Origin of the sequence: Cyanothece sp. BG0011 (assembly GCF_003013815.1) — a bacterium.
Classification (GTDB): Bacteria; Cyanobacteriota; Cyanobacteriia; order Cyanobacteriales; family Microcystaceae; genus Crocosphaera.
On the sequence record NZ_PRLH01000055.1, the window covers coordinates 24,611 to 39,450 of the forward strand.

Annotated in this window: 14 protein-coding genes; 5 read left to right on the forward strand and 9 right to left on the reverse strand. The window is 36.0% G+C overall.

The features are described from left to right. Nucleotide 1 precedes the first annotated feature (1 nt). Together C4E06_RS27725 and hisG are read right to left on the reverse strand one after the other, a co-directional pair. Nucleotides 2-139 (reverse strand): hypothetical protein, encoded by a 138-nt coding sequence (locus C4E06_RS27725; RefSeq protein WP_198648424.1) that lies wholly within the window; start codon nt 137-139, stop codon nt 2-4. A 26-nt stretch (nt 140-165) separates the two neighbouring features. Then, the gene (gene hisG / locus C4E06_RS08270) at nt 166-807 is read right to left on the reverse strand and encodes an ATP phosphoribosyltransferase (RefSeq protein WP_107667637.1); all 642 of its coding nucleotides are present in this window, start codon (nt 805-807) and stop codon (nt 166-168) included. Between the two features lie 632 nt (nt 808-1,439). Here hisG and C4E06_RS08275 point away from each other — a divergent pair. Then, on the forward strand, nt 1,440-1,733 hold the full coding sequence (locus C4E06_RS08275) for a nucleotidyltransferase family protein (protein ID WP_107667638.1): 294 nt from the start codon (nt 1,440-1,442) through the stop codon (nt 1,731-1,733). Between the two features lie 123 nt (nt 1,734-1,856). On the opposite strand, the gene C4E06_RS08280 is transcribed toward C4E06_RS08275, so the two are convergent. The 7 genes from C4E06_RS08280 to glp all read right to left on the reverse strand — a co-directional run bounded on the left by C4E06_RS08280 (nt 1,857) and on the right by glp (nt 11,139). Beyond that, on the reverse strand, nt 1,857-2,675 hold the full coding sequence (locus C4E06_RS08280; protein ID WP_198648425.1) for a hypothetical protein: 819 nt from the start codon (nt 2,673-2,675) through the stop codon (nt 1,857-1,859). A gap of 66 nt (nt 2,676-2,741) precedes the next feature. After that, nucleotides 2,742-3,188 carry a DUF488 family protein gene (locus tag C4E06_RS08285; protein ID WP_107667639.1) on the reverse strand — a complete coding sequence of 149 codons (447 nt, stop codon included), beginning with the start codon at nt 3,186-3,188 and terminating at the stop codon, nt 2,742-2,744. Then, nucleotides 3,172-3,828 (reverse strand): DUF488 family protein, encoded by a 657-nt coding sequence (locus tag C4E06_RS08290; protein ID WP_107667640.1) that lies wholly within the window; start codon nt 3,826-3,828, stop codon nt 3,172-3,174. Before C4E06_RS08290 ends, C4E06_RS08285 begins: the two co-directional genes overlap by 17 nt. A 200-nt stretch (nt 3,829-4,028) precedes the next feature. Then, a complete protein-coding gene (gene hcp / locus C4E06_RS08295) occupies nt 4,029-5,678 on the reverse strand; it encodes a hydroxylamine reductase (RefSeq protein ID WP_107667641.1) in 1,650 nt (549 codons plus the stop codon). A 528-nt stretch (nt 5,679-6,206) separates the two neighbouring features. Then, nucleotides 6,207-7,298, reverse strand: a complete 1,092-nt coding sequence (gene aroC, locus C4E06_RS08300; protein ID WP_107667642.1) for a chorismate synthase — start codon at nt 7,296-7,298, stop codon at nt 6,207-6,209. Nucleotides 7,299-7,378: 80 nt separating this feature from the next. Continuing rightward, a complete protein-coding gene (locus tag C4E06_RS08305; protein WP_107667643.1) occupies nt 7,379-9,793 on the reverse strand; it encodes an ATP-binding cassette domain-containing protein in 2,415 nt (804 codons plus the stop codon). A gap of 119 nt (nt 9,794-9,912) precedes the next feature. Further along, nucleotides 9,913-11,139 (reverse strand): gephyrin-like molybdotransferase Glp, encoded by a 1,227-nt coding sequence (gene glp, locus C4E06_RS08310; RefSeq protein WP_107667647.1) that lies wholly within the window; start codon nt 11,137-11,139, stop codon nt 9,913-9,915. A gap of 137 nt (nt 11,140-11,276) precedes the next feature. Between glp and C4E06_RS08315 the strand changes: the two genes are divergently transcribed. The 4 genes from C4E06_RS08315 (at nt 11,277) to C4E06_RS08330 (ending at nt 14,435) form a co-directional block, all read left to right on the forward strand. Further along, the gene (locus C4E06_RS08315; RefSeq protein WP_198648426.1) at nt 11,277-12,005 is read left to right on the forward strand and encodes a hypothetical protein; all 729 of its coding nucleotides are present in this window, start codon (nt 11,277-11,279) and stop codon (nt 12,003-12,005) included. Nucleotides 12,006-12,137: 132 nt separating this feature from the next. Then, nucleotides 12,138-13,340: a response regulator gene (locus C4E06_RS08320; RefSeq protein ID WP_198648429.1), complete on the forward strand. Its 1,203-nt coding sequence runs from the start codon at nt 12,138-12,140 to the stop codon at nt 13,338-13,340. 134 nt (nt 13,341-13,474) lie between these two features. Beyond that, complete coding sequence (locus tag C4E06_RS08325; protein WP_107667644.1) at nt 13,475-13,837, forward strand: response regulator transcription factor; 363 nt, start codon at nt 13,475-13,477, stop codon at nt 13,835-13,837. A gap of 37 nt (nt 13,838-13,874) precedes the next feature. Further along, nucleotides 13,875-14,435, forward strand: coding sequence for a chemotaxis protein CheW (locus C4E06_RS08330; protein ID WP_107667645.1), 561 nt, complete (start codon nt 13,875-13,877; stop codon nt 14,433-14,435). The last annotated feature ends 405 nt before the right edge of the window (nt 14,436-14,840 follow it).

Genomic DNA, 14,840 nt, shown 5'->3' on the forward strand with positions numbered 1-14,840 from the left:
ATTAATCCATCACCTGCTGCTTGCCCTTGTAAGCTGATTCTAACACAGCTTTTTTGTCATTATTATTAATGTAGGATTTTGTAGCATTCACTACGGTTTGTCGGTTTTTAGTTGAATTTTTGTGTCTTTGTTCCTCCATTAATAATATTCTAGGGTCAATTGTTTTTATGATTTTGACACAGAATTTTTGATTTGTTCGCCTAAATCATTAAGATTATCTAAATTTAACCGATAACTTAGGGGATGAGCAATGAGGCGAGCCGTACTTTGGAATAGGGTATCCACCTCCACTAGGCCATTTTCTTTGAGAGTGCGGCCTGTGGAGACTAAATCGACGATCGCTTCTGACATTCCGGTAATCGGACCCAGTTCAACCGAACCATAAAGGGGGATAATCTCTACCGGTAAATCTAGCTTTTGAAAATATGTTTTAGCACAGTTTACAAATTTTGAGGCAACTTTTCCATTGGGGGGTAATTCTGCGGGGGTTTGGTAGGGACTGGTTTTGGGAACAGCTACGGACATCCGACACCCACCAAAATTTAAGTCGGCGAGATGGGCAACGTCTGGGCTTTTTTCTAATAGTAAATCGTAGCCAACTATACCGAGTTGTGCTTGTCCATATTCGACGTAAACGGGTACATCGGTGGCTCTGACTAATAAACCTTTGGCTCTATTAGTAGGATCAGTTATTTGTAGTTGACGGTTTTTGGAGTCTAAAAAAGCACTAAAATCTAATCCAATGCGTTTAAACAGTTCGATGGAATCTGATAATAATGCCCCTTTGGGTAATGCGATGGTAATCATTATTGATAGTTTCTAGGACTATCTGTTATTTTATAACAATTTCTATTCACTAAAACTTAATGGTACACAATAGAATGGCATTGATGTCTGAAATCAATCTGTTTTTTTCTGAAGAATTTAAATAAAGAATTCGTACACTTGCAAAACGTTATCGTAATATTTGTAAGCACTTAAAATCTTAGTTGATAATTATTCTATTACTTGCTGTTCATTGGTTTGACTATTGGGAAGTTTAGACAGCAATAGAAGTAATAAAATTTGCACAAGGATATATAATGTGTAGTTGACTATTGGAGAAAAAATAATTGGTATCAAAACTCCTTCTAAATAGTTGAAGTTGTAGGGTGAGCAAAACTAGAGAGATTTTAACCAATCATAAATCATTAAAGTTTGCCCACCTTTGTTAGACTTCTCATCTTAACAGCTTAATTATTTTGTTACTACTTGTTAGGTGGGCAAATAATAAAAACATTTTAACAAGTTATATAGGTTTAAGAGTTTGCCCACCCTACGTTTAAGGTAATTATGATTTGAAAAGCTTATTTATCTTGACTCAAAAGATATTTTAATTAATAAATAACCCTTCAACTTGCTATAATCGTAATATAAACAGTAAGAAAATATATACAACAATGAAACTCAAGGACTCTCTAAAAGAAAAGCGAGAAAAAATATTATCATTAGCCGAAAAACATGGAGCCTTTAACATCAGGATATCTGGTTCAGTAGCGAGAGGAGAAGAAACCGAAAATAGTGATATTGATTTTTTAATTGACTATGATTTATCTAAAACATCCCCTTGGTTTCCAGGTGGTTTATTAATGGATTTGGAAGAGTTATTAGGATGTAAAGTTGATATTGTTACTGAAAAAAGCTTAAATCCATCCATTAAAGAAAAAGTGTTAAAGGAAGCAATTAAATTATGAAAGATGATCAAATTTATTTATAATATATATTAATCAATTAGGTGGGTTACGGCACAAATAAACACTAACTTTCTTATCAAATTAAAGCTTTGCCTAACCCACCCTACAAAATATAATATTTTTTTATTGAGATTTTAAATAACTTAAAAATTCTTGTATTTCATCTTCAGTTAATAAAGTTCGTGAACATTTTCGGTAATGTTTTTGTAAATAATCTCTTCCTTTTTTAATAGTCCAACCAATACGTTTCATTTCCACTAAAATTAAATCAATATCCGATAATTCTATCACTCCTGCAATTAATTTCCAGCAAGGATTACCCTCTTTTTTCCAATGTGGGGGACGATATGGCATACTTAAACTAACGGTAACTAAACAAGGATTATTAGGCCGATAACCTGTTTCTAATCGTTCAATAAATTCAGGATCAGTAATGTTTACATCTCTTAATTGTTGACCATTGTTAATAATAATTGAAGCTTTCCAGATCGTTGACGTTAACATACTCCCTGGTTTTTCTGTGATCAGTAATTTTGAAGCATAAACTAACTGAAGTGTAGAACGTTTTTCTAAGGGAAGACTTTGTAAATAAGCAACCGTTACATACTTAGATGAATTATGTAAAATATAGTCAGTTTCAGAACAATAATCAAGTAAATCAGTTGCTGGTATAGACTTAATTTTTTTCCATTTTCCTGGTGCAATGGTCAGATTTTCTGACTCAAATCCAAAATCATTACCTGTTTCTTTTAAAGGGATATCGATAACATCTAATAATGAGGGTTCTTTATGATTAATTAATCGAATTTTAGCAGGTACACGACCATCATTAGGATATTGAGAACAAATAGGACGAACCCACCTACCCGTTTTTGGGTTAATTCCAGCAAGACAACGTTCTTGAAGTTTTAAAGAGTTCGCTAAACAAATAATTTCGGTCATTATTGTATATAATTTAACGAGGATATAATCTTAAAATACCCAAATTATCAGCTAAATTAATACACCCTACAAATGATTTATGTTGATATTTCCCCAGTGATTATTTAGGTATTCTGCAACTAAACGACGGTGACAATGATGGGGTTTTGCTTCACTGCACAACAGACAACTATCTTCTATAATTTCGGGATCAAGTTTTTTCTCTATTTTTCTTTGAACCATTAAATCCCTAAATTTTGTTTCATAAACAGACCATTCTCCTTTCTTTTTTTTATAATCATCTAAGATATCTTTTGTAGGAGCTAAATCTACAAGATGAATGTAATCAATATCAGCAATTTCTTTAAGAAAGTATTGTAAGTCTTTCTTTTTAGCAAATCCTGCAAGCTGAGAAACATTATTTAAGCGAGTATCAATCACTCGTTTAACGTTCGCTTTTTTGAGTAATTCAAAGAATTCTTGTGCTGTTTTTTGAGTAAACCCTATAGTTGATAAATTAATCGTTTTGGTCATAGTTTTTTTCTACATAAGCAATATTTAATCCCTGTTTTCGATAAGCTTCTTTTAACGCTTCTTCCGGTGATAAAGTTGGGAGAGAGGTTTGCTTAGAAACATTATCAAACAAACTTAATTGTACAGTAGCTTCTTTTCCTGATTGATCTAAATTATGAATTTCTAATAATCTATTTTCTAAATCTTCATGAGATTGTAGACGACCATCTTGTAAAATATGATTAATATCTAATGGTAATTGTCTTAAATGTTGACAAACTAACACAGCACGATGACAAGTAATGGGATCTTTTTCTGCACACATTAAAGCAATCTCATAAGATTGAGAGCCTTTTTTTAGTCTTTCAATTCCTTGAGAAAATAAAGGGAGTTTAGCAATATTTTCGTAAACTGCTTTTCCCTCAACATAACAACTTTTATCTTTTGGTCTTGCTCCTAATTCTTCTCCTAAAAAAACATACTTGATGCCAGCATTTAATAAGCTATTTTTCAAATTTTCTTTATTAAATTGACTTACATAGCGACTATAAGGAGATGATCGAACATCAGCTAACGCTGTTACATTATGTTGATTAAGCAAAGAAATAAACTCTTTTATATCTAGATTAGAATGGCCAATAGTAAATAATCTATTTTTCATAATTACTAGAATAGTAAAAAAACAACTACTCTCTAATATCATAGCATATATTATTTGTTTTTATTGAAATTTTAAATAATTGTCCAGTTATTTGGTTTTATACTTAATTTTATGAGGTGGGCAAATACAAAACAAATCGTCACTAATTACATAATATTAAAAATTTGCCCACCCTACGTGCTTACTTTTGCAAACTCATTTTAAGCCAAACAAGCAACTAAATCTTGATCAGGGGTTGTAATGGGTTGTAAGTTGTAAGTTTCTGAGAGAAATTTTAGGACATTTGGGGTAATAAAAGCGGGTAATGTTGGTCCTAAACGAATGTCTTTAATACCTAAATAAAGTAAGGTTAAAAGAACAGCTACCGCTTTTTGTTCATACCAAGATAAAATCATGGATAACGGCAAATCATTAACACTTACTTGAAACGCTTCGGCTAATCCTAATGCAATTTTTATGGCAGAATAAGCATCATTACATTGTCCAACATCCATTAAACGGGGTAAATTTCCGATCTCTCCTAACTGTTTATCAAAAAAGCGAAACTTACCACAAGCAAGGGTTAAAACAATACAATCTTGAGGAACTTTTTCCACAAATTCTGTATAATAAGTCCGTCCAGGTTTTGCCCCGTCACAACCTCCAACTAGAAAGAAATGACGAATTTTACCTTGTTTTACTGCTTCAATGACTTGTTCAGATACACTTAAAACTGTGTTGTGAGCAAAGCCAACCATAACATGACGGGAAGCTTCATCTTTAGTAAACCCTGGCATTTCTAATGAGGTTTGAATCGCTAAACTGTAATCAGGAATTCCCTGAGCATCTGAGGGTAAATAATTAATACCTGAATAGCCAACGGGTCCAATGGTAAAGAGTTTATCTTCGTAGGTTTCATGGGGAGGCATTAAACAATTTGTAGTGACAATAATTGCCCCAGGAAAATGAGCAAAGTCTTTAGTTTGATTTTGCCAAGCTGTGCCATAATGACCGTAAAAATGAGGGTATTTTTGTTTTAAAATAGGATAACCATGAGCCGGTAATAGTTCCCCGTGAGTGTAAATAGTTACCCCTTTATTAACAGTTTGCTCCAGTAAAGCTGCTAGTTGTTTAATATCATGACCCGATACTAATATAGCTTTACCTTGTTTGGGGTTTAATGGTACTTTTGTGGGGGTAGGATGTCCATAAGTGGTGGTATGTCCTTGATCTAATAATTCCATCGCTCGTAGGTTAATTTCTCCTACTTTTAGGGCTAAATTAACCCAGTCTTCTAAACTTAAATCATTGCGATCCAGAGAGGCTAACGCTTCTTGAATAAAAGCATAAACTTTTTCGTCTTCTTGACCTAATTCTTGGGCATGAAAGTTATAAGATGCTGTTCCTTTAATGCCATACAAAACAGTTAATTTTAAAGAAAAAATGTCGATATTATTAGTGGATTTACTAATAAAAGTTAAGTCTTTTTCTCTTCCTTGTTCCGCTAAACTTTCTGAAAAATTAGGTTGATAGTTAGAAATCGCAGACCAGTTTATGGGTTCATCGCTTATCTTTTCAATGCTCTCTTTTAACCCTTCTCGAATATCAATACATTGACGAATATAGACATTAAATCGTTTACGCTCAAAGTTAACATTCGTCATGGTAGCAAATAACGTTTCCCCTGTAAAAACGTCCGCTTCATGACAAGAAATGCCTAATTCTCTGGCTTTAATGGTAACAGGCGCAAGCCCCCTTAAACAATAAACTAATAAATCTTGTACGGCGTTGACTTCGGGGCTTTTTCCACAAGCCCCCCATTGATGACATCCGTTACCACTAGCGGTTTGTTCGCATTGTTCACAAAACATAATTTAAACTCCTTCGGATGGTAAGTAAGGTTATTCATATTGGGTTTTGAAGCGAACCAAATCCCTACACAAAAGGCAAATTTTTTTATGGAAATTTAAGGTTTTGGTCATCTCCTAACTTTAATGTGTAGTGGGATATCTAAACTATTTACCTTACCGTTACGTCTATTGTATCATTCAAAACATTTTTTTGTTTTTACTCTCCAATTTCATTAACTTCCTTAGCCTTGATAAAGAGAAATATATAAAATTTTTATAAATTTCCTAGAAATTGCTTTAGAATAATTTTATTATTTAAATGTTATAAAGTGACAATTTTAAAACTGTCTATTGTTGGTTGAAATTGAAGAATAAAACTTTTATCTTTATTACTAATCGATTGAGTTCGATTGTGGTGTGAGAGAGTGATTCTGTGGTGTGAGAGCCGTATTAAAAAAGCACTGGGTATCGAAACAAGGCAAGATTCCCAAGTGCTTTTTTAATGATATTTATTGACTACTCCTATCTAATTCTCGGCAATCTAAAGAGTTAGGTTAATGCTTTACATTGTCCCTGCCAACGTAATAAATGATCGCATAATACTAACGAAACCATCGCTTCTACCATAGGAACTGCCCTGGATAAAACACAAGGATCATGTCTTCCTTTGGCTGCTAAGGTTGTTTCTTCACTATCAGAAGTCACGGTTTTTTGTTCTTTACCAATGGTAGCAGTGGGTTTAAAAGCAACACGAATAATGATATTTTCTCCGTTACTAATTCCCCCTTGAATACCTCCGGAGCGATTCGTTTTAGTGCGAATATTGCCCGTATCATCAATATAAAATTCATCATTATGTTCGCTTCCTGTTAATAACGTTCCAGCAAACCCTGAACCAATTTCAAACCCTTTACTCGCAGGGAGAGACATGACAGCTTTAGCTAAATCTGCCTCTAATTTATCAAAAACCGGTTCTCCTAACCCTTTAGGAACATAACGAGCGACACATTCAACCACACCACCAATAGAGTCTTTATCTCGTCGAGTTTGATCAATGAGATCGATCATTTTTTCTGCCATTTCTTGATCAGGACAACGAACAATATTACTTTCAACTTCTTCTAGGGTAACGGTGTCGGGATTAATGTTTCCTTCTAAATCTTTAATCCGTTTTACATAGCCAACAATTTCAACATTAGCTACTTGTTTTAAGATTTTTTTAGCGATCGCACCAGCAGCCACTCTTCCGATAGTTTCCCTAGCAGAAGATCGACCCCCCCCTTGCCAGTTTCGGATGCCATATTTTGCTTCATAAGTTGCGTCTGCATGGGAGGGACGAAACTTAACCGACATCTCGTTATAGTCTTGCGATCGCGCGTCTTTATTGCGAACTAAAATAGCAATAGGAGTCCCCAATGTTTTTCCTTGAAACACTCCCGAAATAATCTCACAAGTGTCCGTTTCTTTTCGGGGTGTGGTAATCTTACTTTGTCCGGGACGACGACGATCTAAATCCCCTTGAATATCCGTTTCTGATAAGTCTAAACGAGGGGGACAACCATCAATAATCACCCCAACTCCTCCCCCGTGAGATTCTCCAAAGGTTGTGATACGAAATAGATGGCCAAAGGTGTTACCCATAATTTTATATCAAAATTAATTTTCTCTTTTCTTATTGTAACCTTTTTAGGTAATTAAATTCTAAATTATTGTTTATTTTTTTATAAAATATCTTTGCGTTTTTGCAAAATATAAGTTATCCCCCAATAAATAAAACTATGTAATAATAATAAGCCCCAATTGATTAATAAATTGCTAGAATCAGTAGCATAAACCTCTGTCGGAATATCGACAGGAATTGCTACTGGATTAGGGTTTAATGGGGAAATAGGCTGTGCTTCAGGAATCATAGAAGGAATATCAACTAAACTACCTAATGCACCCACTGACCAACGACTAATCATTAACCAAGATAGTAGTTTACCAATCCCTGTCATTTTAAACAAGACCCCTGAAAAGATAATTTGAGGTAATAGTAATAGGGGTAAAGAACTATTTGCTTGAGTAATATTTTTAACAAAAGCTGACACCATAATGCCTAAACTAATAGTAGAAAAAAGTGTCAGAAATATCGTGATTTCTGTTCCCAAAATCCAAGCAAATTGATTTGATTCTGGCACTTTAAAACAGATAAAAATTGTTAGAGATATCAGTAAACTTTGTAAAAATCCTAAGATTCCTAAAATAGATGCTTTTGATCCTAAATAAGCCCAAATGCCTAAATTGACTAATCTTTCTCGCTGATAAATTTTCGATTCTTTAACAATTTCTTGTAATGAAGTTGCTAACCCTACCCAAATGGCTGCACAGGTAAAAACGAACAAAACTTTGAGGGATAAAGTGGCAAAGGTGGGGTCATTTTCATCAGCAAAATTGAAGGGAATGGTATCAGATAAAGCAATTCTCATGGCCACAATTCCCAAGGGTGCAGTTATTAAATTGATACCAATATTTAAGGGATCTCGTAGTAGTAACTGAAAATATCTTTGAGATAAAATGGAAACCTGTTGTAAAAAAGAAGTTTTGACTTTTTTAGGTTTAGATTTTTGATGGTTATGAGTGGATAATTGCACTAAATTTTGACTAATATATTTATCATAAAAATTAGGATCATGTTTAAACCGTTCTGCCTCTTCTTGGACTTTATTTTTGTCTTCAAGATGAATATAAATATCAGCAAAATTATGACTATTTAGGGGAAAGAAAGTCATGGCTTCTTCAGGAGGTCCAAAATAACAAAGATTGCCTCCTTTTCCTAGAAAAACTAAGCGATCGCAAAGATGAATATTCAAAGTTGTATGAGTCACTAAAATAATCGTTCGTCCTTCTTGAGATAAATTTTTTAGGAGTTCCATCATTTTTTTATCTAACCCTGGATCAAGGCCAGAAGTGGGTTCATCTAAGAAAAAAAGTTTAGGATCAGCTAATAATTCAACCCCCATACTCACTCGTTTAAGTTGGCCGCCACTGAGATTTTTAACTAAAGTATTTTCTCTTTCTTTTAACTCAATTTGTGTTAATACTTTCTCTCTTTCTTGTTCAATATTAATATCAGGAGGTAAGCGGAGTTTAGCTGCATAATATAAAACTTCTTTAACCGTTAAATTAGGATGAACAATATCATATTGAGGGACATAACCGATAAGATTACGATAAATATTAAAATTTTTTCGTAAGTCTTCTCCATTTAATTCAACCTGTCCTTTATCCACTGGTTCTAGTCCCAATAAAGTCCGCATTAACGTGGATTTTCCGGCACCACTTCCCCCAACAATAACAACAAATTGACCAGGATCAATAGGGATAGAAATGTCCGTTAACAAAGTAATTTTTTTGCCATTTTTATCTTTAACAACTCGATTTAAATTTTTAGCATGAAGACGAATATTATCGCCAGTATCTGCAATTCGTAAATTATCACCTTGTACAATTAATGTATAAGGACCGATACGAATGGTTGATCCATTAGAAAGAATGGCTTGATTGGTTACTTTTTGTCCATTGACAAATACACCGTTAGTGCTACAATCGCTTAGAATATATTGATCTTTATTATTACTATCAATTATGGCATGACAACGGGAAACTGTGGGCGCATCTAAGGGTAAGTTTGCTTGAGGATCTCTACCAATAACTACGGATTTATTTTTAAGAGAAATAGAGGTTTTACCTAAAGGTTTTAAGGGCTGATTACTATTAGGATTAGAATAAGTAATAATAATATGATTTCCCATTACTGTCCCGATGGTAATTTCCATACCATCTTGTAACAATAATCCTTGTTTTGGGGTAATTAAACTATTATTTAAAAACAAACGATTACTACTAGGAGTAACCTGATCTCCATCATAAATTCGGTAATTATTTCCCTCTTTAGTGAAAGAAGCTTGACAACCACTAACCATCATCCAATTGTTACTTTCAGGAACAACAAGATCAGCTTTTTCAGGGTTTCTTCCTAAACGATGTAAATCTTTTTTTAAGTCAAAAGGTTCCAAAATTTTCCCTTGATTATTTCTTAGGGTAATAGAAGGAACTTGAGCGAGAATTGTTTTAGATCCTGAGGTATTGGTCATAATAATATCTCCTAATCAGGATTGATGATTAATGATTTTATAAAACATGAAATTTTAAAAAATGTAAACAAATAAAGTAAATGCCTTTATTTCCTGTTAATTAGCACAAAGAATTATCTTCAATTGGATAAACAAAGAACCTTGACTGTTTCTCCTTGATTAATTTTAGTTACACCGACAGGCAAAATAGCGAAGGCATTGGTTAAAGCTAAGTTAATTAAATTAGCTGAATTTTGACTGCCCTGTGCCAAACTAAAGACATATTCACCCTTTATTAATTTTAACTGTCCCCAAACATAGGTTTCTCGTTGACCCTTAGAAGATAAATTATCCCCCGATCTTACGGTGATCAACTTCGGTTGATAATCCCCTTTTATTCCTGATAATTTATCTAAAGCCAGTTTAACAAACCGCCAACAACTAACCAAAGCAGAGACAGGATTTCCGGGTAGTCCAAAATAGACACAGCCATTATCAAATTTAGCCACTGTCAAGGGTTTTCCTGGTTTCATAGCAACCCCATCAACCATAATTTTACCCCCTAATTCAGCTAAAATATTATCAATATAATCATAATCTCCCACAGAAACCCCACCAGTTGAAAGGACGAAATCAGCCCTATTAATAGCCTCTGTAATTTTCTGTTTAATTAGTAATGGTTCATCTTTAACAATGCCTAAACTAATCGGAATTCCTCCATTTTTCATGACGAATGCTTTAAGCGCATATTGATTAGAATCAACAATTTTTCCAGGTTGTAAGGGTTCAGTAGGAGAAATTAATTCATTTCCACTCGATAAAATAGCCACACGGGGACGACGATAAACCTTAACAGTGGCACATTGCGCCGTTGCTAAGACAGCCATTTCTGACTCATTAATGGGAATTCCTGAAGGTAATAAACTATTACCAGCTTGATAAAAACTCCCTTGTTTTCTAACAAATTCTCCCCGATAATTAGGAGGAGATAAGATGCTCACCTTATTCCCTTCTCTGCGGGCATTTTCTTGCATAACAATTGTATCCACACCATTCGGTAACATTGCCCCCGTAAAAATGCGACAAGCTTCTCCTGATTGAATCGATAATTTAGGGTTAATTCCTGCTGGAATCTCTGCTACAATCTCAAGGGTGATAGGAGCGTCAGAGTTCGATAGTTTAACATCTTCAAAGCGTACCCCGTAACCATCCATAGCGGAATTATCCCAATAAGGAAAATTCACAGCACTACTAATAGATTGAGCCAAAATTCTTCCCGTTGCTTCATCAAGAGAGATGATTTCTGTCTCTTGTAAGCTGTCTACTAACTTTAAGATAATTGTTTGAGCTTCTCCAACCGAAATGATAGTCATAGCCTTTAGTTTTAAATTGATAAAAAGTGATCCTAATCGTCAAAGATTATCTTCTTAATTTTATCCTCTATGGCAAGGTTAAATTGAATAGATTAAGGCTACCTCTTCTAAAATAAGTGTAAATTGCTATAGTGTTAAAACGAAAATATGCTAAAAGAGTGGCAATGAGGGATAGTAAAGATGCTATGCACCAGTGCAGGAACAAAAACCTAAATCAAATCAAGGCATTATTGACTCGTTACGGATTCGAGATCAAAGAAGTTAGCATTTTTGAGTTAATCGAAAAGTGGGTAGCATCTTACTCAGTTTATTGGATTCGTTTGGCCATTGTCGAAGCCCTTTATCAAGGACGTTATAAAGCCGTTTCAGTCGAGCATATTCTTGCCCTTTGGAAACGTCTGGGACATCCAACCTATCATTTTACCTACGAATTTGAAAGATTTATTACTCGTAATCTTTTTGTTGAAGATGTCAGCAATCATCAAAAAATTGAAGAGCAACAAGCCAAAGAAAACCCATCAGTCCCAGAACAAACGATAGAATCGACTCCCAAAAATAACATTACCTTAACTCCTATTCAAGAATTAGTGAAGCAAATCGCTATCCCCATCGCTATTAGAACCGAAAAATTAAATAGTAAACCTGAGAAGAAAGAGACATTAAATGGAAGAATTGCCGAAAAGGTAGAAACAGAAAAGATTGCCATTGCCTCAGAAGAATGGGAGTCTCAAACTAGCTTAAATCGAGAAAAGACCCCTCGTACTATTCACCAATTTGTTCCCCATGCTGACGCTTCAGACTTTTATGGAAAATTAAGGGCCGTTGCCTATCAAGAACTCGAAGAAGATCAAGATAATTAGTCACTAATCCTCATCCCTAATTTTTCTTGATATCTGTCAGACTTAACCCCTCCAAAATGTTATTTTTCTGGAAATTTAGGGAATCCTATAACCGTAAACACTGTGATTAGTCACTTTATCGAAGATGCAATGATGACAGCTTCCTATCCTCCTCAAAACCCAATTTCCATACCAGAATTTACACCCTCAAGACAAGCCAGCTTCTTTGATACCCTGAAACAACCCAGATTTAGTGGTCAATTGGTTTTGACCAGTAGTAAAGGGGATCAATGGTTTTTTTACTTGTACCTGGGGCGCATTATGTACGCCACGGGGGGAACCCATCCCGTTAGACGGTGGCGAAGACATATTGCCCGTTATTTACCTGAAATTGCCTCTAAATTATCCTCTTTGCAACTAGATTTAGCCAGTTTAGGGAATCAAGACTTTCGCTTATGTTGGGAATATCAACTGCTGTGTTTGTGGGTAGAACAACAGAAAATTAGTCGCGAAAAAGCAGCGAGAATGATTCGTTCGCTCATTATCGAAGTGCTATTTGATATTACCCAAACCATGGAAGTGACTTGTGAACTCAGACAAGATAACCTCCTTTCAACTCGATTGGTGTTAATCGATGCCGATCAACTCATTAATGAAGCCCATAAACAATGGCAAGCGTGGCAAGGGGCCAAAGTCGCCGATCGCTCCCCTAACTCCGCCCCCATTATTAGACAGGCCGAAGAACTGCAACAGCGCACCTCTCCCCAAGTCTATCAAACCTTAAAACAACTCCTCGACGGTAATCAAACCCTACGGGATCTTTCGGTACGGATGAAACGAGATGTGGTCACCGTCACCAGTTCTTTGTTGCCCTACGTCCAAATGGGGTTAGTGGAATTAATCACCATCGAAGATTTATCGCCTCCCGTTTCCACTCCTACTCCTACCGCTACCGTCCCTACTTCAGAGGTGTCTGTCAGTCCGTTGGTGGCTTGTGTGGATGATAGTCCTTTGATGTGTCAAACCCTAGAGAAAATTTTAGTGGGGGCTAACTATCAATTTTTGGGCATTAACGATCCTTTAAGGGCGATCGCTATTTTATTAGCCCGTAAACCGGCTGTGATTTTCTTAGATTTAGTCATGCCCAACGCCAACGGTTACGAAATTTGTGGACAACTCAGGAAACTGTCCTTTTTCCGTCATACCCCCATCATTATTCTCACCGGCAATGACGGCATTGTCGATCGCGTTCGAGCAAAAATGGTCGGGTCAACAGATTTTATGAGTAAACCCGTCAACCCTGACTCAGTTTTGAGTGCCATTCGCAAACATCTTAAACAAGAAAATGTCGCTTAAGGAAAATGACGACATTTTTACCAGTGTAAATTTTACGCACCCTATCCATTAAAAATGTTACTTTCCTTAAGTTTTAGGGAATTGTAAGACTATAGAACCAGCTTAATCCAACATTAACCGAGGTAGAAATAATTATGGGAACCGTCCTTGTAATTGAAGATTCTTTGACAGAAAGAGAAATTATTACCCAATATTTAAAACTTGCAGGTATTACAGCAGCCATTGCCAGCAGTGGAGAAGAAGCCTTAGAAAAATTGAACGGAGAATTGCCCGATCTCATTGTCCTTGATGTGGTGTTACCCGGTGTCAGTGGTTTTGAAATCTGTCGCGCCATCAAAGCCGAAGAACGAACCAGTAAAATCCCCATCGTTATTTGTTCGACCAAAGACACCGACATGGACAAATTTTGGGGCAAACGCCAGGGGGCAGACGCTTACATTCCCAAACCCATCGATCAAGACACCTTTCTGAGCACCATTAAACAACTTATTCCTTAAATCCAATCTGCCAGCGTCGTCAAAGGAGTCAGCCATTGTGGTTCAACATGAATTTTTTGAGATCAACTCGACAACAACCTCCCTAGAAACCCAACACCGTCACCAATTAGAACAATTTTTACGATTCCAGTTAGTGCCTGACACGACCTTACTCTTACCCGTTACCCAGTTGACCGAAGTGATTACTATTCCCCTCGGTCAAATTGTTCCTATTCCCCAAATGCCCTCTTGGGTGATGGGCGTTTATAACTGGCGTGGCGAAATTCTCTGGATCATCGATTTAGGGGAACTCTTGGGGTTAACCCCTTGGCATCAACAACCCCGAGTCACTCCGATTTATCGAACCATGGTCCTCCACTCAGGCAAACTGTCCTCCTCCCAAAAAGCGGCTAAAGCCCATCGTCACCATATCGGGGCGGTGGTGAGTGGAGTGGATGATATTCAATGGTGTAACCCGAATGATATTCAATCTCCTCCTGGCTCAGCAGTTAACTCTGGTTTAGCCCCGTTTCTGCGGGGTTATTGGTTGGCACCGGGTGGAGATATGGTGGTGGTTCTTGACGGGGAGGCCATCCTCGCAGGGATGCCCACCGCTTAATGATTTAACCGTTATCAAAATACCCTTTAGATTAATTATCTCTTGCCTGTTACCTATTGCGTAATTTCAAAAACTGATCCATTTTTAGCTTTTTTCCTATTTATAGCAGTACAAAAAAAGGTTAGGACATTAGAAAAAGCTGAAATACTTTGATAATTGCCTTTTGCCTTTTGCCTTTTGCCTTTTGACTTCCCCGTAGCGGTATAGTACCCCTTTATTGAAATTCACTCTTTGGTTAACGTTATGACTCAGACTTCCCCTAACTCAAATTCCCAGAATAATCACGAAAGCAACGGTTTTGTTGATCAAGATGTTTCTCTAGAAAACGATCAATCCCCCCAAACCCCTGACAGCGAAAGCAACGAATCCCCCATTTTAGCCATTGAAAGCGAAGTTACCCTTCCC